The 24,064-nt window shown below is 71.0% G+C and carries 24 protein-coding genes; 15 read left to right on the forward strand and 9 right to left on the reverse strand.

The window, feature by feature from the left end; genetic code table 11:
* The first annotated feature begins 103 nt into the window (after positions 1–103).
* Positions 104–943: a hypothetical protein gene (locus tag ACAV_RS20605; RefSeq protein ID WP_013596517.1), complete on the forward strand. Its 840-nt coding sequence runs from the start codon at positions 104–106 to the stop codon at positions 941–943.
* On the opposite strand, the gene ACAV_RS20610 is transcribed toward ACAV_RS20605, so the two are convergent.
* The 7 genes from ACAV_RS20610 to ACAV_RS20640 all read right to left on the reverse strand — a co-directional run bounded on the left by ACAV_RS20610 (position 921) and on the right by ACAV_RS20640 (position 9,895).
* Entirely contained in the window at positions 921–2,681 is a 1,761-nt protein-coding gene (locus ACAV_RS20610) for a TonB family protein (RefSeq protein ID WP_157768799.1), read from the reverse strand. The genes ACAV_RS20605 and ACAV_RS20610 overlap by 23 nt on opposite strands.
* Positions 2,678–4,396, reverse strand: coding sequence for an Hsp70 family protein (locus ACAV_RS20615; protein WP_013596519.1), 1,719 nt, complete (start codon positions 4,394–4,396; stop codon positions 2,678–2,680). The genes ACAV_RS20610 and ACAV_RS20615 overlap by 4 nt, the downstream gene beginning before the upstream one ends.
* 151 nt (positions 4,397–4,547) lie before the next feature.
* Entirely contained in the window at positions 4,548–6,455 is a 1,908-nt protein-coding gene (locus tag ACAV_RS20620; protein WP_013596520.1) for a S8 family peptidase, read from the reverse strand.
* Positions 6,456–6,713: 258 nt separating this feature from the next.
* On the reverse strand, positions 6,714–7,958 hold the full coding sequence (gene purT / locus ACAV_RS20625; RefSeq protein ID WP_013596521.1) for a formate-dependent phosphoribosylglycinamide formyltransferase: 1,245 nt from the start codon (positions 7,956–7,958) through the stop codon (positions 6,714–6,716).
* Between the two features lie 138 nt (positions 7,959–8,096).
* On the reverse strand, positions 8,097–8,915 hold the full coding sequence (locus tag ACAV_RS20630; protein ID WP_013596522.1) for an alpha/beta fold hydrolase: 819 nt from the start codon (positions 8,913–8,915) through the stop codon (positions 8,097–8,099).
* The gene (locus ACAV_RS20635) at positions 8,912–9,220 is read right to left on the reverse strand and encodes a YciI family protein (RefSeq protein ID WP_013596523.1); all 309 of its coding nucleotides are present in this window, start codon (positions 9,218–9,220) and stop codon (positions 8,912–8,914) included. The genes ACAV_RS20630 and ACAV_RS20635 overlap by 4 nt, the downstream gene beginning before the upstream one ends.
* A gap of 48 nt (positions 9,221–9,268) precedes the next feature.
* Complete coding sequence (locus ACAV_RS20640; protein WP_013596524.1) at positions 9,269–9,895, reverse strand: FMN-dependent NADH-azoreductase; 627 nt, start codon at positions 9,893–9,895, stop codon at positions 9,269–9,271.
* Between the two features lie 123 nt (positions 9,896–10,018).
* Between ACAV_RS20640 and ACAV_RS20645 the strand changes: the two genes are divergently transcribed.
* Together ACAV_RS20645 and ACAV_RS20650 are read left to right on the forward strand one after the other, a co-directional pair.
* Positions 10,019–10,984 carry a LysR substrate-binding domain-containing protein gene (locus ACAV_RS20645; RefSeq protein WP_013596525.1) on the forward strand — a complete coding sequence of 322 codons (966 nt, stop codon included), beginning with the start codon at positions 10,019–10,021 and terminating at the stop codon, positions 10,982–10,984.
* Positions 10,985–11,067: 83 nt separating this feature from the next.
* Positions 11,068–11,916 (forward strand): 3-hydroxybutyryl-CoA dehydrogenase, encoded by an 849-nt coding sequence (locus tag ACAV_RS20650; protein ID WP_013596526.1) that lies wholly within the window; start codon positions 11,068–11,070, stop codon positions 11,914–11,916.
* Here ACAV_RS20650 and ACAV_RS20655 read toward each other — a convergent pair.
* Positions 11,910–12,719 (reverse strand): IclR family transcriptional regulator, encoded by an 810-nt coding sequence (locus ACAV_RS20655; RefSeq protein ID WP_013596527.1) that lies wholly within the window; start codon positions 12,717–12,719, stop codon positions 11,910–11,912. The genes ACAV_RS20650 and ACAV_RS20655 overlap by 7 nt on opposite strands.
* A 14-nt stretch (positions 12,720–12,733) precedes the next feature.
* On the reverse strand, positions 12,734–13,366 hold the full coding sequence (locus tag ACAV_RS20660; RefSeq protein ID WP_013596528.1) for a flavin reductase family protein: 633 nt from the start codon (positions 13,364–13,366) through the stop codon (positions 12,734–12,736).
* Between the two features lie 252 nt (positions 13,367–13,618).
* Here ACAV_RS20660 and ACAV_RS20665 point away from each other — a divergent pair, with 252 nt between their 5' ends.
* The 12 genes from ACAV_RS20665 (at position 13,619) to ACAV_RS20720 (ending at position 23,945) form a co-directional block, all read left to right on the forward strand.
* A complete protein-coding gene (locus ACAV_RS20665; protein ID WP_013596529.1) occupies positions 13,619–14,605 on the forward strand; it encodes a Bug family tripartite tricarboxylate transporter substrate binding protein in 987 nt (328 codons plus the stop codon).
* Positions 14,602–15,018 carry a RidA family protein gene (locus ACAV_RS20670; protein WP_013596530.1) on the forward strand — a complete coding sequence of 139 codons (417 nt, stop codon included), beginning with the start codon at positions 14,602–14,604 and terminating at the stop codon, positions 15,016–15,018. Before ACAV_RS20665 ends, ACAV_RS20670 begins: the two co-directional genes overlap by 4 nt.
* 45 nt (positions 15,019–15,063) lie before the next feature.
* On the forward strand, positions 15,064–15,954 hold the full coding sequence (locus tag ACAV_RS20675; RefSeq protein ID WP_013596531.1) for an amidohydrolase family protein: 891 nt from the start codon (positions 15,064–15,066) through the stop codon (positions 15,952–15,954).
* Positions 15,951–16,820: a fumarylacetoacetate hydrolase family protein gene (locus tag ACAV_RS20680; protein ID WP_013596532.1), complete on the forward strand. Its 870-nt coding sequence runs from the start codon at positions 15,951–15,953 to the stop codon at positions 16,818–16,820. Before ACAV_RS20675 ends, ACAV_RS20680 begins: the two co-directional genes overlap by 4 nt.
* Positions 16,817–17,647 (forward strand): 2-oxo-hept-4-ene-1,7-dioate hydratase, encoded by an 831-nt coding sequence (gene hpaH, locus ACAV_RS20685; protein WP_013596533.1) that lies wholly within the window; start codon positions 16,817–16,819, stop codon positions 17,645–17,647. Before ACAV_RS20680 ends, hpaH begins: the two co-directional genes overlap by 4 nt.
* Before the next feature lie 40 nt (positions 17,648–17,687).
* Positions 17,688–18,494 carry an aldolase/citrate lyase family protein gene (locus ACAV_RS20690; protein WP_013596534.1) on the forward strand — a complete coding sequence of 269 codons (807 nt, stop codon included), beginning with the start codon at positions 17,688–17,690 and terminating at the stop codon, positions 18,492–18,494.
* Between the two features lie 94 nt (positions 18,495–18,588).
* Positions 18,589–19,059 (forward strand): MarR family winged helix-turn-helix transcriptional regulator, encoded by a 471-nt coding sequence (locus ACAV_RS20695; RefSeq protein WP_013596535.1) that lies wholly within the window; start codon positions 18,589–18,591, stop codon positions 19,057–19,059.
* Between the two features lie 58 nt (positions 19,060–19,117).
* The gene (locus tag ACAV_RS20700) at positions 19,118–19,534 is read left to right on the forward strand and encodes an organic hydroperoxide resistance protein (protein ID WP_013596536.1); all 417 of its coding nucleotides are present in this window, start codon (positions 19,118–19,120) and stop codon (positions 19,532–19,534) included.
* Positions 19,535–19,824: 290 nt separating this feature from the next.
* Positions 19,825–20,583, forward strand: a complete 759-nt coding sequence (locus ACAV_RS20705; RefSeq protein WP_013596537.1) for a metallophosphoesterase family protein — start codon at positions 19,825–19,827, stop codon at positions 20,581–20,583.
* Between the two features lie 16 nt (positions 20,584–20,599).
* Positions 20,600–22,045, forward strand: coding sequence for a serine/threonine protein kinase (locus ACAV_RS20710; RefSeq protein WP_013596538.1), 1,446 nt, complete (start codon positions 20,600–20,602; stop codon positions 22,043–22,045).
* The gene (locus ACAV_RS20715) at positions 22,014–23,057 is read left to right on the forward strand and encodes a serine/threonine protein kinase (RefSeq protein WP_013596539.1); all 1,044 of its coding nucleotides are present in this window, start codon (positions 22,014–22,016) and stop codon (positions 23,055–23,057) included. The genes ACAV_RS20710 and ACAV_RS20715 overlap by 32 nt, the downstream gene beginning before the upstream one ends.
* Positions 23,058–23,234: 177 nt before the next feature.
* Positions 23,235–23,945, forward strand: a complete 711-nt coding sequence (locus ACAV_RS20720) for a response regulator transcription factor (RefSeq protein ID WP_013596540.1) — start codon at positions 23,235–23,237, stop codon at positions 23,943–23,945.
* The last annotated feature ends 119 nt before the right edge of the window (positions 23,946–24,064 follow it).

A 24,064-nucleotide genomic window follows, 5' to 3' on the forward strand; every position in this document is an offset into this window, starting at 1 on the left:
CATCACCCTCCGGCAACTGCTCCGCGAGCCCGAGGCGGCAACCGGGGACCTGCCCCCCCGGCAGGCGCCGCCGAGGCCACAGGAGCAGCCACGCCACCGGCCCATGCTGTGGCAGCTGATGCACGCCGAAAGCGGAAGGGTGGGCGCGGGCCTGCAGCCACCTGCCCAGGCCCTGTCGCAGCGCAAATCCGCAGCAGCGCCCGGCCCGGAAGGAGGCGCCCATGGCGAACGCCTGCGGAAGTCGGCCGCCGACCTCCACGCCGTGGACACGGCAGCGGCGCAGGCCTTCCAGCGGTGGGCCCGCGGCCTGCAGGACCAGGCCGCGATACTCGAGCAGCCGCTGGCGCAGGCGGACCTGGAGCTGGTCGATGCCGTGGTGGCCGAGGCCCTGCGGTCCACCGCCTTCCGGCAGACATTCACCAACTTCCTGGTGGAGCACGCCCCCGTCGATCTCCACCTGGACGGATCACCGCGCGACGAAGGTTTCCAGCGCATCGCGGGCGACGCCCGCACCGCCTATGCGCGCATGCTGGAACACCGGATCATGGGCAGCCTGGGCCAGGACGAGGCACTGCACCTGCTGCTGGACGCCTTGCGTGATCCCCGCCTGGGCCTGTCCCGGCACACCTTGCTGCACGAAAGGCCGCCCACCGGAGGCCCCGAGCGGATATGGCCGCCTCTGCGGGCCTATGTGGTCCTGCACGACCCGGCAGGTTCCGCAGCCCAGGAAGAGGCCGCCGACCTGGCGGCCGGCGCCTTCGTGCAGGCGCAGCAGGGCCGCATCGATGAAGCTGCGGCCATCGCGCAGTCCGAGGCCGCGCAGGCGCACGCGAACGGCGTGACCGACCAGCGGGCCCGTGCGCTGCTGGAGGACTGGGGTTTCGGCCCCGCCCCTGCGGCGGACGGAGCGCACCCGCCCCTCAGGGCCTCGGCCGGAACGTGATCACCATCTCCGGAGGGAACTGCCCCCTGTCGTCCGCTGGCACGCGCTGGACGCGCGCCACCGCGCGCAGCACGGCCTGGTCCCAGTCCTTGCTGCCGCTGGGCTGCACCAGCCGGTAGCTTTCGATGGCGCCCTGGGCGCTCAGCCGCAACCGGACTTCGGAGGCGGGATTGCCGGTCACGCCCTGCGGCAGGATGATCTGCGACTGGAAGGCATCGCGGATCCGCTGGGCGTAGTCGCGCGGCTTGTCCGCGGGACCGGCGGCCGGCTTGTCCGACAGCACGAAGTTGAACGGGATGCGGTAGCTGGCGTCCACGGCATACCCCTGGCTGTCCTTGGCGGGGTGGAAGGTGGCATTGCGCACGGCGGCCAGGGCCGACTCGTCCAGTTCCCGATGGCCGGAGCTCTGCGCAATGGAGACATCCCGCGCCTGCCCCATCGATCCGATGGTGGCGGAGACGACGACACGCCCTTCGTGCCCCCGGCGGCGGGCCTCGGGCGGATAGACAGGCTGCAGGGGGGTGACCGGGGTGGCCCGCGCGGAGAGCGACGGAGGCACGGGCCCCGCCGGCTCGCGGGGCGACAGGCCAGGGTAGATGCCGCCCACCCCGGCCCCTGGCGGCAGGCTGCCGTGGACGGGCGCAGCCGGTGAAGGCGCCGATCGCGGCGGATCGTTCTGCAGGCACGTCCGCAGCAGGGCCGTGAGGATCACCACGCCGAAGATGATCCACCCGTTGCCGATGCGGAAAGACGATTCCGGCACCGAAAAAGGTCTGGCTGCGTCCGCAGGCGCGGGCACGGGCGCCCTGGCCGGCGCATAGGTCAGCCAGCGGCGCCACCGCGGCACGGCAGCCGCCCACTCGCTCCACCGCTCCACGTTGCCCAGCGCGGTGATCACGTGCAGCCAGTGCGGAAACAGGCTGCGCAGGTGCAGCACCCGGGGCAGGTGCCGCAGCAGGAACCCCGTGCCCGGGCGCCTGTCGTCCCGCAGGCGGCGGATGAGGTCCCGCTGGCCCACCCGCACATTCTTCGGCTGCGCATCGTAGAAATCGAGCTCGTCGATCGCGGAGGCGATCACCGCCCCCGCGCGCCCGAACGCGGCCAGCCGGCCCCGGTCACGGCGCCAGCCGAAACACTCCATGGCGGGCCCGAACAGGTACTCGTGGCCCGGCTGCCAGCCATTCGCCAGCAGGGACACCACGCCGCCCTCGAACAGGAACCGGGCATCCATGTCGATCAGGCGCTCGCCTTCGAGCGCCTGCTGCAGCCAGGCCTGCACTTTCTCGTGGGCCCCGCGCCGCCGCTGCGGCAGCATGGCGCGCATCGCCTCGAAGACCTCGCGGGCCGAGGCTTCCGCGGCCCGGGCGGCGGCCTGCCGGAGCGCGGCCGCATCGCCGGGGCCATGGCCCGGCTCGCGCGCGGCGGGCAGTGGTGGCTCTGCGGGGAGAACGGGTTCAGCGGGCGCGGGTGGCTCGGCGGGCGTTGCTGCTTCAGCGGGCGCGGGTGGTTCTGCGCCCGCCTGCTCCCCATCCTCTTGCTCTTCCTGCTGGCGATGGGCGAACCATTGCAGGGACACCTCGTACGCCTGGCGCAGGGACTGGAAACCGCCGGGGTCCTTCTCCTGGTCGATCTGCTTGAGCAGCCGCGCGTAGGCACGGCGGATCGCCCGGTCATCCGCCGACTCGTCGAGGCCGAGGTGGGCGAGGAACGGCGGCGGCATGCGGCTTTCCGTGCTCACGGTTCGTCGTCCGCGAGGACGGCCCCCGTGCGCTCCAGGTGGGCCAGCTGGTCCTCCAGCAGCTTGCGCGCCTTGGCGACGACGCGGCCGTCCTGGGTGGCCAGGGCCCCTTCGAACCGCAGGATCTGCTCCGCCAGCCACTCCCGCGCGCCGCCCCGCAACTGCTGGTAGATGCGCTCCGCCTGCGCCATGGCGGTGCGGTTCTCCAGCGCATCGCGCGGATGGATCTTCAGCGCGCCCATCGCCGCGAGGCGCTCGGCGATCTCGGCTTCGGTCAGCAGGCCCGGATTGCCTTCGATGACGACGCTGAAGGTCTTCTGGGTGCTGGGCACCTGCGCCTCCACCTGCAGCAGGCCATTGACGTCATAGCTGAAGCGCACCTCCAGGGAGGAATCCTCGCGGCTCGTGCCCGGCAGCTCGATCCGGAGGTTGCCCAGGTGGATGTTGTCCTGCACCAGGCGCGATTCGCCCTGGTAGATCTCCAGATCGACGAACACCTGGTCGTCCCGGGTGGGCGCATAGGTCTTCATGCGGCTGACCGGCACGATCGTGTTGCGCTCGATGATGGGATCGAAGTGCCCGGGCGAGGAACTCCCGTCGGGCATGCGCTTGTTCACGGCCACCCCCAGGGAATAGGGCGACACATCGGTCATCACCACTTCGCTGAGGGCCGCGTCCTTCGCCTTCAGGCCGGCCTGGATGGCCGCCCCCATGGCGACCACCTCGTCCGGGTTGAAGTCGATGGCGGGAAAGCGGCCGAACATCGTCGTCGCGAGCCGCCGGACCATCGGCATGCGCGTGGCGCCGCCGGCCAGCACGATGTTGTCCAGCATGACAGTGCGCAGGTTCGCATCGCGCAGGGCCCGCTCCACCGGCAGCCGCAGCTGCTTGAGCAGCGTGGCGCAGGCGCTTTCGAACAGGGCCTCGTCCACCTCCAGGGACAGCGGCTTTCCCTGGTGCTCCACCGACAGCACGGCCCGTGTCTGCTCGCTGAGCGCCCGCTTCGTCCGCTCGGCGGCCGCGATGAGCCGCTGCATGAAGTGGCTGTCCCGACGCAGGGATTCGGAGAGCTTGAGGCGTTCGAAGAACAGGTTCACCAGGGCCTGCAGGAAATCCTCGCCGCCGAGGAAGTTGTCCCCCGCGGATGCCCGCACCTCCATCACGCCGTCGAACATCTCCAGGATGGAGACATCGAAGGTGCCGCCGCCCAGGTCGAAGACGAGGAACCGGGTCTCGCTGTCCTGCTGGTGCAGTCCGTAGGCCAGTGCCGCCGCCGTCGGCTCGTTGAGCAGCCGGTCGACCCGCAGCCCGGCCAGCGCGCCCGCGGCCCGCGTGGCCTTGCGCTGCGCGTCCGAGAAATAGGCGGGCACCGTGACCACCGCCTCCTCCACCGGCTCGCCGAGGAACGCTTCGGCATCGGCCTTCAGCGCACGCAGCACCAGCGACGACAGCTCCTCGGGCCGGAACGCGCGTCCGGCCAGCACCATGGTCTTGTCGCTGCCCATGTAGCGCTTGAAGTTCGCGGCAGTCCGGTCCGGGTGGGTCTGCAGCCGCTCGCGGGCCGCGCGCCCGACCAGCACCGTGCCGTCCTCGTCCAGGCTGACGCAGGACGGCGTCAGCATCTCGCCGAGCGCATTCGGGACCAGGACGGATCGCCCGTCCTTCCATGCCGCCACCAGGCTGTTGGTGGTTCCCAGGTCGATGCCGATGATCATCCTCTGCTCCATGTCCTTTGGCGATCAGGCATCGCTCGAAACGTGTGCGGAGCCCCGGGAAACGGCGGTCGCGATGCCGTATGCCACTGCCGGGCTCGAAAGCCCGAGCATGCCATAAAGTCACGCGCCAGGTTAACAAATTGATACCGGTTCAGGGCCGGGAACGCAGGGTCATCGCCCGCGTCACCGCGAGTTCCGCATTGACGAAGCCCTGGCCCGAGCGCACGTCATGGCCGGGCGCGCTGAGCGGGTCGCCGGGATCCACCATGTCGCGCGCCGTCTCGCGCAACGCCTGCCCCACTTCGCCGGCGCGCATTTTCATGCCCGAGGCCTGCAGCATCAGGGCGGCGACGCCGGCCAGGTGCGGCGAGGCGGCGGAGGTGCCGAAGAAGTTCGGCCAGCCATTGCCGTCCGTGTCCACGCCGAAGACCGAGTTGTCCACCCCGTCGGGGGCGCAAAGGTCCGGCTTGCGCGTGTCCAGCGGGTGGGCCAGAGCAATACCGTCCGCATCGCGCGTGCGTGCGAAGCCGCCGATGGAGGAGAACGTCTCGGCCACCGGGCCGCGCGGCGTATTCACCTGCGAATAGCGCACGGCACAGGCGACGATGGCGCCCTCCGACGCGTTGTGGCCCACGGCGGTCGCGGAGTGGAAGGCCGCCTCGCGCGGCCAGCCCACCAGCGACATGTCGCTGGGCTGCGCGATCAGCTTGAAACGGCCGGGCGGGCGGCCCGTGCCTTCGGGCATGCCGATGCCGATGTGGATGGTGAAGGCCGCGTCGGCCGCATCCGGGTTCAGGAAGGCGAAGACGAACTCGAACGGGTCGCCGCCCACGTTGCGCGTGGCCGACACGAAGGCGATGTTCCCGCCCTGGTCGTCGGTGAATGCGAACAGGTCCAGGTCCGAGGCGGAGCCCGCACGGGACCGGGTGAACGAGGCGAAAGGCTCGTCCCACTGCAACACGATGCGCACCCGGCCGCCGCGGTGCAGGGTGACCGGGAAGGTGGTGCGCCCCCCGCCCCAGTCGTGCATCTGCCAGCGGCCCTGTGTAGCGCCTCCCATCGTCAGCCCGCGTGCAGGCAGCGGCTGGAAGCGGCCTTCGGCGGACCAGTCGCCGAAGTTGGCCGCGGCATTGATGGAGAGCACGTTCCCGCTGGCAAGAAGCTCGCGCTGGACGGCACCGATCGGGCTTTCCTGGAACCAGGGATCGTTGGTCCAGTACATGTCGTCGCTGATGACGTTGGCGCCTGCTTTCGCCAGGGCCCGCAGGCCGTCGGCGTGGTCCTGGACGCTCTCGGGAATGTAGACCGCCAGGGAGGCGCCGGGGGCGACGTCGTGGACGATCTGCGCCATGGCGCGGCCCTCGTCGCTGTCCCTTCCGCTGCTGCGGTCCTTGAGCACCCGCACGGGCTGCAGGTGGCCATTGGGATTGCCCCGCCCCGGCAGGTCGCCGCGCGCCACGTCCGCGGCCGCGCCGCCCTGCGTGTCGTAGCCGGTGGAGGTCACCCCCACGACGACGCCCGATCCATCCACCCCCAGGCTGCGCCGCGCACGCTCGGAGCCCTGCACCGCGTCGCCCTGCGACGTCACCCCGCCCACGCTGCCGAACGGCTCCGGCGCCGGCCGCACGAAGCGCGCCGTGCGCAGGGACTGCAGCGCGCCCAGGCCGGCCACGGGCATCCGGCCCAGCACCAGGTTGCCCTGCTGGCGCACATCCGTGGCGCCCAGCCGGCGCAAGTCATCCGCCAGTGCGGCATCGTCGCCCAGGGACAGGGCTTCGATGCGCACCATGCCGGCCACCACCCGCGGGCCGACGAAGCCTCTCGCGGCCTCCGCGGGCACGACCAGGTTGCCGCCGCGGCGCAGATGCTCCCCCCAGAGCATCTTCAATTGCGGATCGATGAAGGACCCGTCCTCCATCGCCGCCACCCCGGCGCTTTCCGGCCGGACCACCACGCCGCCTGCGGCGTCCGGCCCGGCCATCGCCCCACCGGCCACCAGGGCGCACGCCAGCCCCGCGCCCCATGCCACCCACTGCCTGTTGTATTGGAATTGCAGCATCCGAGATACCTCTTGCGGCGCGTTCCGCGCCATGGACATCCGTTCATCGAATCGTCCGCGCGCAACTCCCCGCAGTCGGGAACGCCGCAGCCCGTACGGCCGGGTGCACCATGCACCGGGCGACGAATTCCATCACGCGGATTATCGGGTTTCTCCCGGATTGCAACAGCTGCACATGGCTGTTGCACCTGGCAATCTTTATGTCACTTCCTCATGGCGGCAGCCGCAGGCTCCGGACGCCCTTCCAGGCGCACGGGCTCACGCCTCGCGCGGCCTCACCTTGCCCGCCGCCAGCCGCGCATTGGCGCGCGCCGTGTCCACGTCCTCGGCCCGGGCCACGGTCACGCCCATGCGGCGCTTGGCGAAGCTCTCGGGCTTGCCGAAGAGGCGCAGGTCGGTGTCCGGCACGGCCAGGGCCTCGTCCACGCCGTCGAAGACGATGCCCTGCGCATCCACGCCGCCATAGATCACGGCGCTGGCACCGGGGTTGCGCAGGCGGGTGTCCACCGGCAGGCCCAGGATGGCACGGGCGTGCAGCTCGAATTCGCTCTGGTGCTGCGTGCCCAGGGTGACCAGGCCGGTGTCGTGCGGGCGCGGGCTCACTTCGCTGAACCAGACCTCGTCGCCCTTCACGAACAGCTCCACGCCGAAGAGGCCCTGGCCGGAAGGCTGGCCGTCCAGGCCACGGCCCAGGTCATCGGTCACGGCTTTGGCGATGTCCTTCGCGCGCTGCAGCGCGAGGGACGGCATGGGCTGGGGCTGCCAGCTTTCCACGTAGTCGCCGCTGACCTGCTTGTGGCCGATGGGTTCGCAGAACGAGGTCTGGATGCTGCCGTCCGCGGCCCTGGAGCGCACGGTGAGCAGGGTGATCTCGTATTCGAAGTCGATGAAGCCTTCGACGATGACGCGGCCATGGCTCACGCGGCCGCCGGCCATGGCGTAGTCCCAGGCCTTCTGCACGTCGGCCGGGCCGTCGAGCTTGCTCTGGCCTTTGCCGGAGCTGCTCATCACCGGCTTGACCACGCACGGGAAGCCGATGGCGGGCTGGCCGTCGGTGCCGTCGATGGCGGCCTGCAGTTCCTCGGCCGAATCGCAGAAGCGGTAGGGGCTGGTGGGCAGGCCCAGGGTCTCGGCGGCCAGGCGGCGGATGCCTTCGCGGTCCATGGTCAGGCGCGCGGCGCGGGCCGTGGGAATGACGCGCACGGTGCCGGCAGCCTCCAGCTCTTCCAGCATGGGCGTGGCGATGGCCTCGATCTCGGGGACCACCAGGTGCGGACGCTCGGCTTCGATCAGTGCTTTCAGCTGTGCCGGATCGCTCATGGTGATGGTGCGCGCATGGTGGGCCACCTGCTGGCCGGGCGCGTTGTCGTAGCGGTCCACGGCCGTGGTTTCCACGCCCAGGCGCTGCAGGGCGATGAGCACTTCCTTGCCCAGCTCGCCCGAGCCGAGCAGCATGACTTTGGTGGCGGAAGGCGAGAGGGGGGTGCCGAGGGTGATGGGCATGGCAGATCAGGAAAGGTGTTGCGGCGCGAAAAAGCCGCCCCCGTCGGCGCGCCGTGCAGCGCTCTGGACAGTGGGCGGGGCGGAGCCCGCCATCATAGGCGCCGCCCGCACCGCAACGGCCGCCGTACCGTTGCCTGATCAACGCCCGGCTTCCCGGGCGGCCCGGTCGATCAGGTCCGCCACGGCCCGCGGGTGCGCCACAAACGACAGGTGGCTCGACTGCAGCGAGGCCACGCGTGCGCCGATGTGGGCCGCGATGGCGCGCTGGACCGCGGGCGCCAGGGCGCGGTCCCGTCCAGTCACCAGATACCACGTGGGCCTGTCGCGCCAGGCCGCTGCGGCCACCGGCTCGCTGAATGCACCGGCCGACATCGGCGGCTGCGCTGCGGCCAGCAGCCGGACCGCCGCCATCGGCACATCGGCCGCCATCATGCGGCGGTAGGCCTCGGCGTCGTCCAACCAGACGAAGCCATCCTCATCGGGCGCCAGCCCTTTCATTGGGGCCTGCAGGCGCGACAGCAGCCCCACTACGGATTCGCCGGCATCCGGCACCAGCGCGGACAAATAGACGATGCCCTTCACCGCAGCGTCGTTGCCGGCTTCGGTCACCACGGCACCGCCCCAGGAATGACCTACGAGCAGGACGGGACCTCTCTGCCGGCGCAGCACGCGGCGCGTGGCGGCTACGTCATCGGCCAGCGAGGTCAGCGGGTTCTGCACCGCGGCCACGCGATAGCCCCGCCGCTGCAGGATGCCCGTGACCTGCGACCACGACGACCCGTCCGCGAAGGCGCCGTGCACCAGCACGATGTCGCGTACGCTTCCGCCCAGCCCCGCATATGGCCCGATGTCCTGGGCCTGCGCAAGCTGGGCCATCTGCGGCAGGGTCGCGCCGATGACGAGCGCGGCCACGGTCCAGCGGCACAGGCGCCCACGCGCCTTGCAGGCGCCGCTCATGCCGCCTCGCTCCCAGGCGCCCAATCCGCGGGGAACGCCGCCGCGCGCAGCGCCGGTTCAAAGGCGAGTACCTCGCGCTCGACCAGCCCATGGATGTGGAACGAATCCAGAGCCAGCACATGGTCCAGCTCGGCCCGGCTGCCGCAGCGCAGCAGGACCAGGCCGCCGACGCGCGGCTCCAGGGGGCCCGCCACGAGGATGTGGCCGGATGCGATGTGCTGCATCAGCCAGTCGCGGTGGGTGCCGAGGTGTGCATCGATTTCTGCGGCGGGACGGATGTAGGTGAGGGTGACGGCGTAGAGCATGGAAGAAGCCTCGGAGGTTGTAAACGTAAGGGAGGGATGGCAGGCGCTTCAGGCGGCCAGTGCCCAGCGGGCCACGGACAGGGCCTCGCCGCGCGCCGCTTCCAGGGCCTGGCGGCGGAGTTCGGGGCCGCGGGACAGCAGTTCGGCACGCACGGTCCGGACTTCGCGGATGCCCATGAAGCCCAGGACGGCCCGCAGATAGGCTTCCTGGAAGTCCATGGGATGGGGCGTGGGCTCCGAATACAGCCCGCCGCGGGTGGAGACGAGGATGGCGCGCTTGCCCTGGGCCAGCCCGATGGGGCCGGTCTCGGTGTAGCGGAAGGTGCGCCCCGGCTGGGTGACACGATCGACCCAGGCCTTGAGTTGCGTGGGCACCGAGAAGTTGTACATCGGCGCGCCGATCACGATCACGTCGCTGTCCAGCAGTTCGCCCACCAGAGCGTTGGAGCGCTCGTGCTCGGCCAGCACCTCGGCGCCGAACGCCTGCGGGTCCTGCGAGCGGAACCCCGCGGCGATCGGGCCGGTGAGGTGGGCAATGGAGTCCGTAGCGAGGTCGCGGTAGAGGGTACGCGCGGCGGGGTGCTGCTGCAGCAGCGCGTCCACAATGTGGCGGGTAAGTTCGCGGGATGCGGAGGCGTCGCCGAGGACGCTGGAATCGAGGTGGAGGATTTGCATTAAGGATGTCCTGTGGATGAATGCCTCTACGGTAGGGATTAGCCCACTGTCCTGCTAGAGAGCCTTCTCAGGACGCTTTGTCCTATCCATAGAATGCCGGCTCGTTTGTCCCAGGGGATGTCCATGCAGGATCTGAACGATCTGGGCCTGTACGCGGCCGTCGTGACCCATGGCAGCTTCTCGGCCGCCGCGCGCGCGCTCGGGCTGCCGAAATCGAAGCTGAGCCGCCGCGTCGCCGAGCTGGAGCAGCGCCTGGGCGTGCGCCTGCTGCAGCGCTCCACGCGGGCGGTGAGCGTGACCGAAGTGGGCGCCGCCTTCTTCAAGCACTGCGAGGCGGTCACGCAGGCCGCCCAAGCCGCCTTCGACGTCGCTGAGCGCGCCACCGACCGGCCCTCGGGCCGCATCCGCGTGAGCAGCCCGGTGGGCGTGGCGCACATGTTCCTCGCTCCGCTGCTACCTGCGTTCCTGAAGCAGCACCCGGGCGTGCAGGTGGACCTGGACCTGACCAACCGGCGCGTGGACCTGATCGCCGAGGGCTACGACGTGGCGCTGCGCATCCGCTCCGCCCTGGACGATTCGGAACTGGTGGTGCGCATGCTGGGTGCCAGCCCGCAGGTGCTGGTGGCCGCACCCGCGCTGCTGGCAGAGCATGCGCGGCCCTCAACGCTCGCGCAGTTGGCCGGCGCACCCGGCCTGGGGCCGCGGGGCACCGGCGGCGCCGCGCCGCGTTGGCGCATCCAGCCGCCTGGGGGCGACTGGGCCGAGGTGGAATACCGCCCCGTGCTGGTGAGCGACGACATCCACCTCCTGCACACCGCGGCCCTGGCCGGCTCGGGCATCGCGCAGCTACCGGCGCATGTGTGCGCGGACGGCATCGCCCAGGGCCGCCTGCAGCACTTGCTGGCCGACCACACGCTGCCCACGCACCAGCTGCATGCCGTGTACCCGTCGCGCAAGGGCGTGGTGCCGGCCGTGCGGGCGTTCATCGACCACCTCGTGCAGTCGCTGCCGCAAACACTGCCGAACACGTTGGCAATTTCAGGGGAAGCGCAGGGCGGCGTGGCCGGCCTGCCGCAGCACTCCGGATGAGCACCTTCGGGCCCGATAGGATCGGGGCGGCACATTCCCACCGATCCCTTGTTTTTTCTTTCACTTTTCAGGAGGCATTCCCAATGACGATCAACACCGTCGGCATCATCGGCGCGGGCACCATGGGCAACGGCATCGCGCAGGCGTGCGCGGTCGCCGGCATCGACGCGGTGATGGTGGACATTTCCGACGCGGCCGTGCAAAAGGGCCTCGCCACCGTGGCCGGCAGCCTGGACCGGCTCATCAAGAAGGAAAAGATCACCGCCGCCGACAAGGACGCGGCGCTCGCGCGCATCAGGACCTCGACGAACTACGACGACCTGAAGGCCGCGCAGCTCATCATCGAGGCCGCCACCGAGAACCACGAACTCAAGGTGAAGATCCTCAAGCAGGTGGATGCGATCGCCGCGCCCGAGGTCATCGTGGCGTCGAACACCTCGTCGATCTCCATCACGCAGCTGGCCGCCGCCACCTCGCGGCCCGACCGCTTCATCGGCATGCACTTCTTCAACCCCGTGCCGATGATGGCGCTGGTGGAGATCATCCGCGGCCTGCAGACCAGCGACGCCACGCACGACGCCGTGAAGGCGCTGGCCGAGCGCCTGGGCAAGAGCCCGATCACCGTGAAGAACGCGCCCGGCTTCGTGGTGAACCGCATCCTGGTGCCGATGATCAACGAGGCCTTCTTCGTGCTGGCCGAGGGCCTGGCCACGCCGGAAGACATCGATGCCGGCATGAAGCTGGGCTGCAACCAGCCGATCGGCCCGCTGGCGCTGGCCGACATGATCGGCCTGGACGTGTGCCTGGCGGTGATGAACGTCTATCTGGACGAGTTCGGCGACAGCAAGTACCGCCCCTGCCCGCTGCTCAAGGAGATGGTGGCCGCGGGGCGCCTGGGCCGCAAGACCGGCCAGGGCGTGTACGGCTACTGAGGAGCGCCACCGAGGCCGCGCGCCTGCGCCTCGCGGCCGATGGCGTCGGCCTGCGCCTGCATGGCCTGCACCACCTGCGGCAGGCGCGCCTCGGTCAGGCGCGACGAGATCGCGGTGACGGCGATCGCCGCCACCGTACGGCCGCCGGGCGTGCGCACCGGCACGGCCGCCGCACGGGTGCCGCGCACCACGCCCACGGGCGCATAGGCATGGCCCAGTGCGCGCGCCTGCGCGCAGCGCTCCAGCACGCCCGCGGCATCGAGCCGCAGGGCGCGCAGGCGGGCAGCGTTGCGCTGCAGGATGTCCGCGGCCTCCGCCGTGTCCAGCGCGGCGAGCAGCACCACGCCGCTCACGCCCACGCCCAGCAGCCGGCGCGCGCCCACGTCGATGGACAGCACCTTCACCGGGTAGCTGCCGATGGCGCGGTCCAGGCACACCGAATCGTCGCCCTGGCGGATGGTGAGGAAAGCGGTCTCTCCCAGCGCTTCGCCCAGGTGCCGCAGGTGCGGCGCGGCGATCGCGCGCAGCGGAAAGCCCGCGGGCCGCGCCAGCCCCATGAGCGAGACCTCGCGGCCGATGCGGTAGCGGCGCGTGGACGGGTCCTGCTCCACCGCGCCCTCCTCCACCAGCGCGCGCAGCAGGCGGTGCGCCGTAGGCCGGTTGAGGCCCGTGGCGAGCGAGACGTCGATGAGGCGCACGCCGCCTTCCTGCCCGCCCGCGACGATGCGCAGCACCGCGATGGCGCGGCGCACGCTCTGCGCACCGTCACGCGGGCCGTCGGTGGCGGAAGCAGTACCGGCCATGCGCGCCGCCAGGCTCACGGCGCCGTGGTCACGGTCTTGGCGGTCTGCGGCATGGTGCGCAGCGTGACCACGCGGCCGAGCGTGGCGTAGTTCGGCCCGCCGATGCGGCAGACGGGATCGAGCGCGAGCGTGTCGATCTTGCCGTCCCGCAGCAGACCCTCGCGCACGTGGAAGCGCAGCACCTCGCCCACGAAGAACTCCGCGCCCGTATCGCCGAACGGGATCACCTGCGACAGGCGGCACTCCATGGCGACCCCGGCGTCGGCGATGCGCGGCACCGCGACGGCCTCGCACGGCGCCGTGGCCAGGCCGAGCAGTTCGGCCTCGCTGACCTCGGGCGGGTGCTCGGCGCTGCTCTCGTGGATCTGCTGCAGTTGCCCGCCGTGGCCGATGTTCACCACGTACTCGCGGCGCGCCAGGATGTGCGTGGCCGTGTCCTTGCGCCGCCCGGCCTTGCGCCCGATGTTCACGCCCAGCAGGGGCGGCTTGTTGGAGACGAAGGTGAAGCAGGAGAACGGCGCGAGATTGACCACGCCGGTTTCGGACAGCGTACTGATCCACGCGATGGGGCGCGGCACGACGATGCCGCTCAGGAGGCGATAGGTGGCTTCGGGGCCGAGTTCGGCGGCGTCGAGGGTGTCGGTCATGGCGGTGCGGCGGTGGCAGGCGGGTGAAGGAAACCGCCAGGCTGGTCGGCCCGGGCGGCGAAAGCAGGGTCTGCCGGCATTGTGGAAAGGGTAGCCGCCGGCGGCACGGCCGAATCGCCGGTTTGTTCCACATGGCGGACTCTTGCGACGCGGGCGCATTGCTGCGGCGGGGAGCGCTTCCTACGATGGGACCAACGGCCGCGAAGACCCCCGAGGGCACCGGCCGCCCACAACGAGACAGGAGACAAACCCATGCACAGACGCCTCATCCTGCGCGGCGCGGCCGTCCTCGCCGCCACCGCCGCGCTGCTGGCGCCCCCCGCGCTGGCGCAGCCCGGCCAATGGCCCGACAAACCCGTGAAACTGGTACTGCCCTACCCGCCCGGCGGCAACGTGGACGGCGCGGCGCGCATCATCAGCGAGCAGTTGCAGGCACGGCTGGGCCAGCCGTTCATCGTGGACAACCGCCCGGGCGCGGGCGGGCTCATCGCGGGCGAGGCCGTCGCCAAGTCCCCGCCCGACGGCTACACCTTCTTCATGGGCGCGAACGGGCCGATCCTGTTCTCGCCGCTCATCTTCCGCCGCAACGCCTACGACTGGAAGAAGGACTTCGTGCCGGTGGGTTCGGTCTCCTTCACGCCGCTGGTGCTGCAGGTGCACCCGTCCACGCCCTACCGCACGCTGGCCGACCTGCTCGCGGCGGCGCGCACGGGCGGCGGGAACATCACCATGGCCTCCCCGGGCGCGGGCACCACCAACCACCTCGTGAGCGAATACCTGCAGCGCGAGAGCGGCGCGAAGTGGCTCACCGTGCACTACAAGGGCAACGCGCCGGCCACCACCGACCTGCTCGGCGGGCAGGTGCAGTTCAATTTCGACCAGATCTCGGTGGCGCAGCCGTTCATCCAGTCGGGCCGCACGCGGGCCCTGGCCGTCACCTCGCGCGAGCGGCTGCCGCAACTGCCCGACGTGCCCACGCTGCGCGAGTCGGGCTTCGCCGATTTCAGCGCCGAGACCTTCACCGGCGTGCTCGCGCCGCGCGGCACGCCCCAGGCCGTGGTGGACCGATTCTCCGAGGCGCTGCGCGCCGTGCTCGCCGATCCCGCGGTGCAGGAGAAATTCCGCGTGCTCGGCTCCGAGGCTCGCGGCAGCACGCCCCGGCAATTCACCCAGTACCTCACCCAGGAAGACCAGCGATGGACACCGATCATCCGGCAAGCCGGCATCACGGCGCAATGACGCCCGTACAGGCGCCGGCGCAGAACGCCCCGGCACGCACGAGCATCTATGTGGAAGGCTTCAGCCACAAGAACCCCATCCCCGCGGCCTGCCGCATCGGGCCCCTCGTGGAGAGCGGCAGCGTGCTCGGCACCGACCCGGCCACGGGCGCGGTGGCGTCCACGATGGAGGCGCAATGCCGCTTCATGCTGGACAACCTGCGCCGCATCATCGAGGCCGCGGGCGGCAGCACGGCCGATGTGGTGAAGGTCACGGTGTGGATGAAGGACCGCAGCCAGCGGCCCGCGCTCAACGACCCCTGGCTCGAGATGTTCCCCGACCCGGCCTCGCGGCCCGCGCGCCATGCGATCCATGCGCCCGATCTCGACATGGGCAAGCTCATCGAATGCAGCTTCACCGCCTACATCTCCTGAGCGGCGGCCCCTCGCGTTCCGATCCACCGCACTGACAACGACCCGATGCCCGACTACCTTCCCTTCGACCCCCATCCCCGCGCTCCCGTGCCGCTGCCGCCCCCCCTGGCCTGCGACAGCCAGTTCCACGTGTTCGGCCCGCGCGACCGCTACCCCGTGCGCGCCGGCGCGGCCTACGAGATGCCCACGGCCACGTGGGAGGTTGCGCAACGCCTGCATGCCACGCTCGGCATCGCGCGCGGCGTGATCGTGCAGGCCACCACCTACGGCGCCGACCATGCCGTGGTGCTGGACGCGCTCGCCGCGCTCAATGCCGGCGGGCCGCGCCGCTACATGGGCTGCGCCAACGCGGCCGTGCTCCTGGAGCGCGACGATGCCTACCTGCAGACGCTGCACGACGCGGGCGTGCGCGGTGCGCGCTTCACGCGCGGCGGCCTGGGCATCCAGTTCACGGCCGACCAGATGGACCGGGCGCTGGCCCGCGTGCGCGAGCTGGGCTGGTACGTGAAGGTACAGCCCGAGCCCTCCGGCATCGCCGGGCAGATGCACGCCTTCGACGCATTGCGGGACGTGCCCGTGGTCATGGACCACATGGGCCGCGCGGACCCGGCGCTCGGCGAAGCGGACCCGAACCTCGCCTGCATGCGGGAACTGCTGGCCCGCGGCAACTACTGGGTGATGCTGTCGCTCTCCGAGAAGCTCTCGCACGATGGCCACCCGTGGAACGACGTGGTGCCGCTCGCGCAGCAACTGATCGCGGCGGCGCCGGAGCGCTGCATCTGGGGCAGCGACTGGCCCCATCCCGTCTCGGTCAAGCAGCCGCCCAACGAAGGTGACCTGCTGGAACTGCTCTACCGCTTCGCGCCCGACGCCGCCGTGCGCGAACGCATCCTCGTCGCCAACCCGGCGCAACTCTTCGGATTCGATACGCCATGAAGCTGGTTTCCTTTCTCATCGATGGCCAGGCGCGCTGGGGCGCCGCCACGGCGGACGGCATCGTGGACCTGGGCCGCCGCCTGCCCGCCTTCGGCAGCGTGCTCGCGCTGCTGGAAGGCGGGGAAGCAGTCCTCACGCAGGCGCGCGAGACGCTTGCCGGCGCGGCAGTTCCCGACCATGCGCTGGACGCCGTCACGCTGCTGCCGCCCATTCCCGCACCGCGCAAGATTTTCTGCATCGGCGTGAACTACGCGCACCGCAATGCCGAGTACCGCGACGGCAGCGACCTGCCCCGCTACCCGAGCATCTTCCTGCGCGTGCCGGACTCCTTCGTCGGCCACGGCCAGCCCTTGCTGCAGCCGCACGAATCGCGGCAGCTCGACTACGAAGGCGAGATCGGCCTGGTGATCGGCCGCGGCGGACGCCGCATCCCGCGCGAGGAGGCCCTGGGCCACATCGCCGGGCTCACCTGCGTGAACGAGGGCACCGTGCGCGACTGGGTGCACCACGCCAAGTTCAACGTCACACAGGGCAAGAACTTCCATGCCTCCGGCGCGATGGGCCCGTGGATCGCCACGGCCGACGAATTCCCGCAGGGCTACGGCCGGCTGCGCCTGCGAACGCGCGTCAATGGCGAGACCCGGCAGGACGACACGACCGAGCACCTGATGTTCGATTTCGCGCAGCTCATCCACTACCTCTCCACCTTCACCACGCTGGAGCCCGGCGACGTGATCGTGACCGGCACGCCCACGGGCGCGGGCATCCGCTTCGATCCGCCGCGCTTCCTGCAGCCCGGCGACGTGGTCGAGGTGGAAGTGGACGGCGTCGGCGTGCTGCGCAACGCGGTGGAGGCCGAGGCATGAGCAACGTCCCTGTCCTTACCCTGTCGGCGGAGCAGCTCGCCGAAGCGGCGCGGCAGCTGGACGAGGCCGAACGCACGCGCGTGCCCTGCGCGCAGTTCTCGCAAAGGTACCCGGGCATGGGCATCGACGATGCCTACGCGATCCAGCATGCCTGGATGCAGCGCAAGCAGGCCCAGGGGCGGCGCGTCATCGGCCACAAGATCGGCCTGACGTCCAAGGCGATGCAGCGCGCGGTGAACATCGCGGAGCCGGACTTCGGCACGCTGCTGGACGACATGCCGTTTCGCGATGGCGCGAGCCTGCCGGTCGACCGCTTCCTGCAGCTGCGCATCGAGGCCGAACTCGCCTTCGTGCTCGCGCGGCCCCTGCAAGGCCCGCACTGCACGCTCTACGACGTGCTCGACGCCACGGCCTACGTGACGCCCGCGCTGGAGATCCTGGACGCGCGCATCCAGCGCGTGGACCCGGAGACCGGCCGCACGCGCACCGTCATCGACACCATCTCCGACAACGCAGCCAATGCGGCGCTCGTGCTCGGCGGGCGGCCCTTCAGGCCCGCGCTGCTCGACGCCGACCTGCGGCGCATCGGCGCGATCGTCACGCGCAACGGCGACGTGGAAGAGACGGGGCTCGCGGCCGGCGTGCTGAACCACCCGGCCAACGGCGTGGCCTGGCTCGCCAACCGGCTGCACCGCCACGGCATCGCGCTGCAGGCCGGCGAGGTGGTGCTCGCGGGCTCGTTCATCCGGCCGATCGACGTGGCGCGTGGCGATACCATCGTGGCGGACTACGGCGAATTCGGCACCGTCGCGTGCCATTTCGGCTGAACCGATTCCCATGCTCCGTCCCCCGCAAGCCCCTTTGCCCATGCCCCAGCCCAACCGCTTCAAGCGCGCGCTCGCCGCCGGCCAGCCGCAGATCGGACTCTGGTCCACCCTGGCCTCGCCCTACGCGAGCGAACTGCTCGCGGGTTCGGGCTTCGACTGGATGCTGCTGGACACGGAGCATTCCCCCAGCGACGTGCCCCACATGCTGCAGCAACTGCAGGCGGTGGCCGCCGAGCGCGAAGGGCACACGGCGGCCGTGGTGCGGCCCGCATGGAACGACCCCGTGCTCATCAAGCGCTACCTCGACATCGGCGCGCAGAGCCTGCTGCTGCCCTTCGTGCAGAACGCCGACGAAGCGCGCACCGCGGTGGAGGCCATGCGCTATGCGCCGCGCGGCATCCGCGGCATGGGCGGCTCGGTGCGCGCCACGCGCTTCGGCCGCGATGCGGACTACCTCGCGCAGGCCGAGAATGAGCTGTGCCTGCTCGTGCAGGTGGAGACGGCCGAGGCGCTGGAGCGCATCGAGGAGATCGCCGCGGTGGACGGCGTGGACGGCATCTTCATCGGCCCGGCGGACCTCTCGGCCAGCATGGGGCATGCAGGCCGGCCGCAGCACCCCGAGGTGCGCTCGGCCATCGACGGCGCGATCCGCCGCATCCGCGCCCGCGGCAAGGCCCCCGGCATCCTGATGGCCGACGAGGCCCGGGCCCGCGAGTGCCTGGAGCTTGGCGCGCTCTTCGTGGCTGTGGCCATCGACATGCTGCTGCTGCGCCAGGGCGCCGATGCTGCGGCGGCGCGGTTCCGTGACGGAGCAGGCGCAGCGCCCGGCCCGGCCCCTGGCTACTGAAGCGCGGAACGAGACAGGCTCCGGCCCCTGGCGCAGCAGGGTTACTCGTGCAATTAAATTGCACGCAATTTAATTAACAACAATAATTCAACCCATGCTTTCCAGCACCATCCCAGCCACGGCCCCGCTCCCCGCCCTCCAGCGGCTGGACAGCCAGGTCTGCTTCGCCCTGTATTCGGCGTCGCTGGCGATGACCAAGCTCTACAAGCCGCTGCTCGATGCCGTCGGGCTCACCTATCCGCAGTACATCGCCATGCTCGCCCTCTGGGAGCAGGACGGGATCACGGTGTCCGAGCTGGGCGAACGCCTGTGCCTGGACTCGGGCACGCTGACCCCTCTGCTCAAGCGCATGGAATCCTCCGGGCTCGTCGCCCGCAGCCGCGATCCGCAGGACGAGCGGCGCGTGCGCATCACCCTCACGGCCGCCGGCCGGGCCCTGCGCGGCCGGGCCGAAGCGATCCCGCATTGCGTGCTGGAGCGCAGCCAGTGCACCATCCCCGAACTGGAGGCGCTGACCGCGCAGCTCACGCAGCTGCGCGAACGGCTTTCCCGCAGCCCGGGCTGACCGCCGCCGCGGCGCGCCCGTTCCTTTTTTCTTTCGTCCACCCACCCAAGGAGTCCACATGACCACGCTCGACAAAGTTCTCTACACCGCCCGCGCCCACACCACCGGCGGCCGCGACGGCGCCTCGCGCACCGATGACGGCCGCCTGGACGTCAAGCTGTCCTCCCCCGGCACCAGCGGTACGGGCACCAACCCCGAGCAGCTTTTCGCCGCCGGCTACTCCGCCTGCTTCATCGGCGCCATGAAGGCCGTGGCCGGCAAGGTCGGCGTCACCATTCCGCAGGACCTGGCCATCGACGCCGAAGTGGACCTGGGCCAGATCCCCAACGCCTACGGCATCGCCGTCCGCCTGAAGGTGTCCCTGCCGGGCGTGGACAAGGCCAAGGCGCAGGAACTGGTGGATGCAGCCCACCAGGTCTGCCCCTACTCCAACGCCACGCGCGGCAACATCGACGTGACGATCACGCTGGCCTGATCCCCGCGATCGCCGGCCGGCCGCCCGCCCCAGGCTCGATGCAGCCCGGGGCGGGCGGCTTTTTTCTGCCTGCCGCTGCCGGAATGGCTGCTTTCCCCTTGCAGAAATAGCGTCTCTGCCGTTCCAACGTTCATATTCGGCCATGGCAAAGGCGGCAAGGCTCGGCTTGCCGCTTTTTTTGCGCCATGCGCCCGCAAAACCAGGCGTTTCCACGCCATCATGTCGCCCGGCGCTCCCCACTCCGCCCCCCGCTCCCTCCGCTTTCGTGAACGCCCTGCGCGCGTGACGCCATGAAGATCGCCCTGCTGTCCGACATCCACGCCAACCGCCAGGCGCTCGAGGCCTGCCTCGCGCATGCGCGCGCCCAGGGTGCGGAACAGTTCGCCCTGCTCGGCGACCTGGTGGGCTACGGCGGCGATCCGGTGGCCGTGGTCGATACCGTGATGGAACTGGCCTCGCAGGGTGCTCCCTGCGTGCTGGGCAACCACGATGCGGCCGCGCTGGACCCGCCCGTGGATTCGCCCCTGCTGGGCGAGCAGAGCGCGCAGTGGACGCACGCGCAATTGGCACCCCGGCATTGCGAGTTCCTCGCGGGCCTGCCGCTCACGCGCCGGCTGGGCGCCTCGGCGCTGCTGGTGCATGCCAGCGTGGACGATCCTGCGCACTGGCACTACGTGCACGACGCGGGCGCGGCGGAGCGCAGCATGGCGGCTGCCAGCGCCATCGACCCGGCGATCCGCTACGTGTTCTGCGGCCACGTGCACGAACAGGCGCTGTACTTCCTCACGCCCACGGCCAAGCTCATGCGCTTCGCGCCGCAGCCCGGCGTGGCCGTGCCCGTGCCGCCGCACCGCCAGTGGCTGGCGGTGGCGGGCTCGGTGGGCCAGCCGCGCGACCGCGACGTGCGCGCCATGTACGCGCTGTTCGACGACGGCGCGGCCACGATCACCTTCCACCGCGTGCCCTACGACCACGCGGCGGCGGCAGCGGCCGTGCGCGCCGCAGGGCTGCCCGCCTTCTTCGCGGACCGGCTCGAGGAAGGCCGCTGACCCGGCCCGCCCATCCATGAAACTGCTCGCTCCCGGCACCGCGGTGGACGGATTCGTGGTGCACGAGTGCCTGCACGCGGGCGGCATGGCGCACATCTACCGCGTGTCCTGCGCCGATCCCGCGCAGGACCCTGGGTTCCCGCTCGTGATGAAGGTGCCGCGCATGACGGCCGGCGACGGCGCCGAGAACATCGTCGGCTTCGAAGTGGAACTGCAGATCCTGCCCGCGCTGCAGGGTCCGCATGCGCCGCGCTTCGTGGCCGCGGGCGACCTGGCGCGCCTGCCCTATCTCGCGATGGAATACGTCGAGGGCGACACGCTGCAGCACCGCCTGGACGCGGGCGGCCGCCCCGGCGCGGACGAGATCGCGCGCCGGGGCACCGCCATGGCCCTCGCCGCGCACAGCCTGCACCAGCAGAACGTCTGCCACCTGGACCTCAAGCCCGCCAACGTGCTGCTGCGGCCCGACGGCAGCGCGGTGCTGCTGGACTTCGGGCTCTCGTTCCACGCGCACTACCCCGACCTGCTGGCCGAGGAAATGCGCGAGGCCGTCGGCTCGCCGGCCTGGATCGCGCCCGAGCAGGTGGTGGGCGTGCGCGGCGACCTGCGCAGCGACGTCTTCGCCATCGGCGTGATGCTCTACGAACTCGCAACAGGTGAACTGCCGTTCGGCGCACCGGCCACGCGCGGCGGCCTGCGCCAGCGGCTGTGGATGACGCCGCGCCCGCCGCGCCAGCACCGCCCGGACATCCCGCCCTGGCTCCAGGAGGTGATCCTGCGCTGCCTGGAGCCCGAGGCCGCGCTGCGCTATCCGTCGGCCGCGCAGCTCGCGTTCGATCTCGCGAACCCGGAGCAGGTGCCGCTCACCGAGCGCGCGCACCGGCTGCGCGGACCAGGCCTGCGTACCCACCTGCGCCGCTGGCTGCGGGCTGCCGGCATGCACTACCAGCCCAGCCCGCTGCCGGCGCGGCTGATCGAGGCCGCCCCCATCCTGATGGTCGCGCTGCCCGGCGAGGACGCCGCCGACGCGACGCTGCAGTCGCTGCGCGAGGCGGCGGCGCGGTCGCTGGGCATCCGGCCCGGGGCGCGCCTGGCCTGCGTGACGGTGGTGTCCCCTTCCGCCAGCAGCGCGACCGACCACGCGCGCAGCGAGACCACGCTGCACCGGCGCCACCTCGTGCGGCTGCGGCAATGGGCCGCGGGGCTGGACCTGCGCGGCCACGGCGCGAGCTTCCACGTGCTCGAATCCGGCGACGTGGCGCAGGCGCTGGTGCGCTACGCCGCGGGCAACCGGGTGGGCGTGATGATCCTCGGCGCGGCCACGCACGGCGTGCCGCTGCAGCGCTTCATCGATACCATCCCGCTGCGGGTGGTGCGGGACGCGCCCTGCACGGTCATCCTGGTGAAGCCGCAGCAGCCTGGCGGCGACAATGCCGGCCATGCACCATCCACCAGCGCCTGAAGGCGACGCCCTCCACCCCTACGCCCACCTCACGCCCGACCTCGTGCTGGATGCGCTCGCGTCCATCGGCCTGTACGGCGACGGCCGCCTCATGGCCCTGGGCTCGTACGAGAACCGGGTCTATCAGGTGCACCTGGAGGACGGCGCGCGCGTGGTCGCCAAGTTCTACCGCCCGGGCCGCTGGAGCGAGGCGCAAATCCTGGAGGAACACGCCTTTTCCGCCGAACTCACCGCCGCCGAGGTGCCCGCGGTCGCGCCGCTCGTCGTGGAAGGCCGCACGCTGCACACGCACGCGGGCTTCGCGTTTTCCGTGAGCCCCTGGCGCGGCGGCCGCACGCCCGACCTGGAGGATCTCGACACGCTGGAATGGATCGGCCGTTTCCTCGCGCGCATCCACACCGTGGGCGCGGCGCGGCCGTTCGTGCAGCGGCCGGCGCTGGACGTGCGCAGCTTCGCCATCGAGCCGCGCGACGCCCTGCTGCAGGCCGAAGCGATCCCGCTGGACCAGCAGTCGGCCTGGACCGCCGCCTGCGGCGATGCCATCGCGCTGATCGAGGAAAAGATGGCGGGCACCGGCACCGGCGGCGGCACGCCGTGGACGGTGCTGCGCCTGCACGGCGACTGCCACCCGGGCAACGTGCTCTGGACGCCCACCGACCTGCCGGGCGGCGGTCCGCATTTCGTGGACCTGGACGACGCGCGCACGGGCCCGGCCGTGCAGGACCTGTGGATGCTGCTGTCGGGCGAGCGGCGCCAGCGCACGCAGCAGCTCTCGGCCCTGCTGGACGGCTACGAGCAGTTCCGGGATTTCGACCGCCGCGAACTCGCGCTGATCGAGCCGCTGCGCACGCTGCGCCTCATCCATTACAGTGCCTGGCTCGCGCGGCGCTGGAGCGATCCGATCTTCCCGATCAACTTCCCGTGGTTCGGCAGCAGCGACTACTGGCGGGGCCAGGTGGACATGCTGCGCGAGCAGATCGAGGCGATGCAGGAAGCGCCGCTGGCGGCATGAAACCGGGGGCAGCAGCGGTAGCGTCCGCAGCACGCCACGGCCGCGCAGCAAACGCAAACAATTGTCAAATTCCACGCCTGGCGCACGCAGGCCGTTAGTTTCGGGCGCTTCGTATTTTCCGTGGTGCGCTGCGGCCGGCCTGCATGGCCGTGCCTCCATCGCTCCGCTCCCGTTTCCATGCGCATTGCCGTTCTCGACGACGACCCGATCCTTCTCGAACTCCTGCAGGCCACGGCCACACGGGCCGGGCACACCTGCCAGCTCTACCAGGAAGGCAGGGAACTGCTGAAGTCCCTGCGCACGGACACCTATGACCTGCTGGTGGTGGACTGGCACCTGCCGGACATGGAGGGGCTGGAGGTGATCCGCACCGTGCGCGCGGCATCGGATACCGTGCCCATCCTCTTCATCACCCGCCGCAATGCCGAGCAGGACCTGGTGGAGGCCCTGGCCTGTGGTGCCGACGACTTCATGACCAAGCCGCTGCGCATGGGCGAATTCATGGCGCGCTGCAACGCCCTGCTGCGCCGCGCCTACCCGCAGGCGGCGGCCGGCACGCTGGTGTTCGGCCGCTACCGGTTCGATCCGGAGCAGCGCAGCCTGCGGGTGGATGGCGCGCCCGTGGAGCTGAAGAACAAGGAATACGAACTGGCGCTGTTCATGTTCCAGAACGCGGGCCGGCTGCTTTCGCGCGAGCACCTGCGCGAGGCCGTGTGGGGCGACATCCATGACGCGCCCTCGCGCTCGCTGGACACGCACGTCTCGCGCCTGCGCGCGAAGCTGGCGCTGGTGCCGGACCACGGGTATGTGATCACGGCGGTGTATGGGGTGGGGTATCGACTGGAGCCAGCGACACCCCCTGAGTCGCCTGCGGCGCCTTCCCCCTGAAGGGGGACGACGCCAGTGGCCGGGCGGAGCCCGTTCCACGGCGTCTGCTGGCGTGGCCTGCTCCGCGGCCTTCTGACGGGACAGGCAGCGTCAGAGCGAGAGCAGCAGACCGTATGCAG

This window comes from Paracidovorax avenae ATCC 19860 (assembly GCF_000176855.2).
Taxonomy (GTDB): Bacteria; Pseudomonadota; Gammaproteobacteria; order Burkholderiales; family Burkholderiaceae_C; genus Paracidovorax; species Paracidovorax avenae.

Coding starts and splice junctions, on each gene's coding strand:
- ACAV_RS20605 (WP_013596517.1), top strand. CDS start 104: ATGCTGTGGCAGCTGATGCACGCCGAAAGCGGAAGGGTGGGCGCGGGC.
- ACAV_RS20615 (WP_013596519.1), bottom strand. CDS start 4,396: ATGATCATCGGCATCGACCTGGGAACCACCAACAGCCTGGTGGCGGCA.
- ACAV_RS20620 (WP_013596520.1), bottom strand. CDS start 6,455: ATGCTGCAATTCCAATACAACAGGCAGTGGGTGGCATGGGGCGCGGGG.
- purT (WP_013596521.1), bottom strand. CDS start 7,958: ATGCCCATCACCCTCGGCACCCCCCTCTCGCCTTCCGCCACCAAAGTC.
- ACAV_RS20630 (WP_013596522.1), bottom strand. CDS start 8,915: ATGAGCGGCGCCTGCAAGGCGCGTGGGCGCCTGTGCCGCTGGACCGTG.
- ACAV_RS20635 (WP_013596523.1), bottom strand. CDS start 9,220: ATGCTCTACGCCGTCACCCTCACCTACATCCGTCCCGCCGCAGAAATC.
- ACAV_RS20640 (WP_013596524.1), bottom strand. CDS start 9,895: ATGCAAATCCTCCACCTCGATTCCAGCGTCCTCGGCGACGCCTCCGCA.
- ACAV_RS20645 (WP_013596525.1), top strand. CDS start 10,019: ATGCAGGATCTGAACGATCTGGGCCTGTACGCGGCCGTCGTGACCCAT.
- ACAV_RS20650 (WP_013596526.1), top strand. CDS start 11,068: ATGACGATCAACACCGTCGGCATCATCGGCGCGGGCACCATGGGCAAC.
- ACAV_RS20655 (WP_013596527.1), bottom strand. CDS start 12,719: ATGGCCGGTACTGCTTCCGCCACCGACGGCCCGCGTGACGGTGCGCAG.
- ACAV_RS20660 (WP_013596528.1), bottom strand. CDS start 13,366: ATGACCGACACCCTCGACGCCGCCGAACTCGGCCCCGAAGCCACCTAT.
- ACAV_RS20665 (WP_013596529.1), top strand. CDS start 13,619: ATGCACAGACGCCTCATCCTGCGCGGCGCGGCCGTCCTCGCCGCCACC.
- ACAV_RS20670 (WP_013596530.1), top strand. CDS start 14,602: ATGACGCCCGTACAGGCGCCGGCGCAGAACGCCCCGGCACGCACGAGC.
- ACAV_RS20675 (WP_013596531.1), top strand. CDS start 15,064: ATGCCCGACTACCTTCCCTTCGACCCCCATCCCCGCGCTCCCGTGCCG.
- ACAV_RS20680 (WP_013596532.1), top strand. CDS start 15,951: ATGAAGCTGGTTTCCTTTCTCATCGATGGCCAGGCGCGCTGGGGCGCC.
- hpaH (WP_013596533.1), top strand. CDS start 16,817: ATGAGCAACGTCCCTGTCCTTACCCTGTCGGCGGAGCAGCTCGCCGAA.
- ACAV_RS20690 (WP_013596534.1), top strand. CDS start 17,688: ATGCCCCAGCCCAACCGCTTCAAGCGCGCGCTCGCCGCCGGCCAGCCG.
- ACAV_RS20695 (WP_013596535.1), top strand. CDS start 18,589: ATGCTTTCCAGCACCATCCCAGCCACGGCCCCGCTCCCCGCCCTCCAG.
- ACAV_RS20700 (WP_013596536.1), top strand. CDS start 19,118: ATGACCACGCTCGACAAAGTTCTCTACACCGCCCGCGCCCACACCACC.
- ACAV_RS20705 (WP_013596537.1), top strand. CDS start 19,825: ATGAAGATCGCCCTGCTGTCCGACATCCACGCCAACCGCCAGGCGCTC.
- ACAV_RS20710 (WP_013596538.1), top strand. CDS start 20,600: ATGAAACTGCTCGCTCCCGGCACCGCGGTGGACGGATTCGTGGTGCAC.
- ACAV_RS20715 (WP_013596539.1), top strand. CDS start 22,014: ATGCCGGCCATGCACCATCCACCAGCGCCTGAAGGCGACGCCCTCCAC.
- ACAV_RS20720 (WP_013596540.1), top strand. CDS start 23,235: ATGCGCATTGCCGTTCTCGACGACGACCCGATCCTTCTCGAACTCCTG.